The organism is Bullifex sp., from assembly GCF_034103065.1.
Lineage (GTDB): Bacteria > Spirochaetota > Spirochaetia > Sphaerochaetales > Sphaerochaetaceae > Bullifex.
In genome coordinates, this window is sequence record NZ_JAXEGN010000118.1 from 1 (window position 1) to 2,640 (window position 2,640).

At 32.9% G+C, this 2,640-nt stretch carries 4 protein-coding genes; all 4 read left to right on the forward strand.

What is annotated here, in order from left to right:
* Nucleotides 1–116 precede the first annotated feature (116 nt).
* Nucleotides 117–788, forward strand: coding sequence for a transglutaminase family protein (locus SOY52_RS04675; RefSeq protein ID WP_320847817.1), 672 nt, complete (start codon nucleotides 117–119; stop codon nucleotides 786–788).
* A complete protein-coding gene (gene istA, locus SOY52_RS04680) occupies nucleotides 778–1,653 on the forward strand; it encodes an IS21 family transposase (protein WP_320847818.1) in 876 nt (291 codons plus the stop codon). The genes SOY52_RS04675 and istA overlap by 11 nt, the downstream gene beginning before the upstream one ends.
* 36 nt (nucleotides 1,654–1,689) lie before the next feature.
* Nucleotides 1,690–2,022: a Mu transposase domain-containing protein gene (locus SOY52_RS04685; RefSeq protein WP_320847819.1), complete on the forward strand. Its 333-nt coding sequence runs from the start codon at nucleotides 1,690–1,692 to the stop codon at nucleotides 2,020–2,022.
* Nucleotide 2,023: 1 nt separating this feature from the next.
* A partial coding sequence (istB, locus tag SOY52_RS04690) for an IS21-like element helper ATPase IstB (protein WP_320847820.1) occupies nucleotides 2,024–2,640 on the forward strand: 617 nt, incomplete at its 3' end.

Sequence of the window (2,640 nt, forward strand, 5' to 3'; positions counted from 1 at the left end):
GAAAACTACATTAAGCTATAATCCTGCATACATTGAGGAGTTTGAGGAGCTTCTTAAGAGTGATGACTTAGATTATAAGAGAATGCTATTTCTAATTGAGAGCCTTTACTGCTAATATGAGTTTTTATAGCTTTTCTTCAAAAATAAAGCTCTCATATAGTCAATGTGTCTCAGATGAAGAGTTTACTTTAAAGATTATTCCTAAGTCTTTTTGTAACCAAAGGGTTTATGACCTAAGCTACAGCGTCAATCCCTCTGATTACCTATCTTCATTTGAAGATACATTTAAAAATATTGCTCTTGCAGGAAGAGTAAAGGACCTTCACACTGAAATTAATATCCAATTAGCTGGTAAGGTCAAAAGCTGTGATAGCCCTTTAAAGCAGCTACCTAATGAGCCTCTTTTTCTCTATGATAGACAAACTAGGCTTACAAGCATCGGTAATAATTTAAATTCACTCTACTCTACCTTAAATAAAAAATTTATTTCAGCTAGAGAAAGAGCAATCTACCTTGCAGGTGTTATCAATGAAAACATGCGCTACAAAAAGGGTGTAACTAATAATCTTACTACAGCAGAGGAAGCATACTCTCTTAAGGAGGGAGTATGTCAGGATTATTCACATATCCTAATAGCTTTGCTTAGAAGAGATGGTGTAAATGTTAATATGGAAATGTATAAAAGTTCCGAAATAGAAATGCATGAAAATATGCATTTTTTTTTACTCAAATTAAACATCTATAATAGTGTCATCTTATTAATTGGAGGAAACAAAAATGCGAGGTGACATTAAAGAATCAATATTATTTCTATTTAAAGAGGAGGATATAACATTGTTCAATAAAGCAGAATTATCTAGGCGATATAACTGCGACCCTAGAACAATTGACAGGTATATAAAAATGGCGAAAGGAGAAATTGAAGCAGGTACCCAAAAGCGAGAATATAAATCAAAGCTTGATGAATTCAAACCTATAATAATTAATAAAGTTGATAAATATGGTTGTACAGCAAAGGCTGTATATCAGCTAATACAAAAAAAGGGTTATACAGGTAAATATTCAATACTAGCTAACTTTATGAAAAAACATAAAGATGAAGAAACCCAAAAGGCTACTATTAGATTTGAAACAAATCCAGGACTTCAAGCACAAGTTGACTGGAAGGAAGATATGATTTTGACAAATAAACAAGGTGAACAATTCAAGATAAACATCTTTCTTATGGTGATGGGATATTCACGCAATAAGTTTATTATAGTTACTACCGATAGGAGCCAAGAAACATTATTTGAATGCATGATAGCAGCTTTTAAATATTATGGAGGCGTGCCACATGAGATACTCTTCGATAATATGAAAACAGTAGTTGATCATGCAAAAAGCTCTTTTGCTAAAACAGTATTCAATGACAAATTTGAAGTATTTGCAAAAGATATGGGTTTTACACCAATAGCATGTAGACCATACAGGCCCCAAACTAAAGGGAAATCTGAAGCTTTAGCAAAGCTCGTGGATCGCCTTAAAGTTTATAATGAAGAATTCACTACATGGGATGATTTAAAAAAGATTACGACACAGTTTAGAGAGGATATTAATAAAGAATACTCGCAAGGCTGTGAAGATATTCCGATTGAGCTTTTCCAAAAATAAAAAGAGTATCTTCTTCCTCTTCCAAATGAGGATTTGATGACAAAATATATCTCCCGCCAAGAAGAAAAAACTTATCTAGTCAACAAAGAATCCTTAATTAGATATGAGGGAAGGAAATACTCCGTACCTACTAATTACATAGGCAAAAGGGTGACCGTTAAAAAGGATGCTAACGATAACCTACACATCTATTATAACAACGAGTTTGTTTTGTGTCACAAAATTAGTGATAAAAAATACAACTATACTGTTGATACTATAACGGAAATCCTTAGAAGCGATGCTATGCGTGGTAAATCTGATCAGGAAATATTTGATTTTATTAAAAACAGTCTATCCAAAATGGATATTTATATAGGAGGTATTTAAAATGTATGCAAAGCTAGTAAATAATTTAGATGAACTTGGCTTTACAGATGTTGAACCTTTCCTTTCAGACTATTTAAATAAAGTTTCTAAGGAAGGTGTTGGTATTCAGGATGCGCTAATTAACATCACTGATAGGGAAATAAATTTGCGCAATAAACGTGCTGCACAGATACAGATAACTGTTTCTCATTTTCCATATGAGAGGACTATTGATGACTATGACTATACTTTTCAACCAAGTGTGAATAAAGCTGAAATTAAGGATCTTGCTACACTTAGATTTTTAGAACATGCTGAGAATATTCTATTCTTTGGTACACCTGGTACTGGTAAAACTCATCTAGCTACTGCACTTGGAATTGAAGCTGCTAAGCATAGATATATTACATATTTCATCACTTGCCATGATTTGATTCAAACATTAAGGAAAGCTTATGATGAGAACCGCCTTGAAGCTAGGTTAAAACATTTCTCAAAGTATAAGCTTCTGATTATCGATGAAATTGGTTATCTTCCTATAGATAAGACTGGTGCTAATCTTTTCTTCCAGCTTATTGCTAAAAGATATGAGCACACTTCTACTATTATTACTACCAACCAACCTTTTAGCAAATGGGG

Bases quoted from the DNA above. Each gene is read 5' to 3' on its own strand.
- SOY52_RS04675 (WP_320847817.1), top strand. From the start codon at position 117: ATGAGTTTTTATAGCTTTTCTTCAAAAATAAAGCTCTCATATAGTCAA.
- istA (WP_320847818.1), top strand. From the start codon at position 778: ATGCGAGGTGACATTAAAGAATCAATATTATTTCTATTTAAAGAGGAG.
- SOY52_RS04685 (WP_320847819.1), top strand. From the start codon at position 1,690: ATGACAAAATATATCTCCCGCCAAGAAGAAAAAACTTATCTAGTCAAC.